General features: G+C 48.0%; 2 protein-coding genes. Both read right to left on the bottom strand.

Features of this window, described 5'->3' with window-relative positions; genetic code table 11:
* A partial coding sequence (gene traF / locus A3750_RS14955) for a conjugal transfer protein TraF (RefSeq protein WP_197475061.1) occupies positions 1 to 401 on the bottom strand: 401 nt, incomplete at its 3' end.
* Between the two features lie 116 nt (positions 402 to 517).
* A partial coding sequence (locus A3750_RS14950) for a YhjD/YihY/BrkB family envelope integrity protein (RefSeq protein WP_197475060.1) occupies positions 518 to 1,122 on the bottom strand: 605 nt, incomplete at its 5' end.

Below are 1,122 nucleotides of genomic sequence, written 5' to 3'. Positions count from 1 at the left end.
GCTAGCTTATTGTTTAGTGCTTGCGTCTTATCGGCTAAGTCCGCCTGTGCCGCTGCCTGTCCTGCGCCACCAATATTCGCTTCGAGAGTATCGATTGCGGTCTCAAACGGCGTAATGAAATCATCCTCAAAATCATCAACAACATCGCGTAACTCATCTTCGTCGTTCGCGATAACATTCACCGATGGTAAAACCATGCCAAACCCATTACGTTTTTCAGGCTGTTTTACAGCAAGCAGCGCTGGGTTAAAGAATCCTGAGGCAGCCGGCCGCGCGGCGGTCACTCCAACTCCGCCCATCGCAAGGGAGCGCGCATCTGAAAATGTTGGTGCTCCGGCAAAGGCCGGCGCCGATGAAACAGCCGAAAAGGCAAGTGCGATTGGTAGAACCTTACGTCCCATACTTACTCCGTTCATTCGATGTATTTATTATTCGATGTATTTATTGTTAGTAGGCTCGGCGACCGGGAAGGCACACATCCATAAAACGTATCGTAACAGATACTCACTCGCAGAATTTACGTGGATATTAAATCCCTCAAGGTTTTCTCAGAATACTGCGTCTCAATAAATTGATTCAGATCTTTAGCTATCGTACGTACACCCTCAGGAATATCGGCCAAGTGGCGCGAGTGCTTTTGTCGAGCCAAACTCAAAATATCGGCGACGCTGATAAGATCACTAGACCGCGCGAGTACAAAACAGTCGCCGTCTTTTCCAGCATCGATGATCAGCTTCCCCTTAAGCAAGGTCTCAACCACTTCCCTTACTAAAACGCCCGGCACTCCACGAATCGATTCCAATGCGTCTTGCTTTATAGGAGAGCTTCTTCGCTCTTGCGCATCTGCCACATCAATCATGACACGCAACGCTAACTGCTCTATTTCAACTGGAGAACCTTTCACATTCAGAACGCGCGTTATGTAGTTATCGTTCTGAAGATAAAAGGCAATGCTTGAACCAAGCAGCAATATTAGCCAACTCGCGTAAAGCCATAATAGCGCAACAATACCTACCGCAAAGCCGGAATAAATCACATCATAACGCGCCGAACTTACAACAAACGCAGTAAACGCCTGCCCGGCAATCTGCCAAATAATGCCTGCGACGATCGCACCAACAA

This window comes from Oleiphilus sp. HI0079, assembly GCF_001635105.1.
This window is presented reverse-complemented; position numbering and strand designations above follow the sequence as displayed.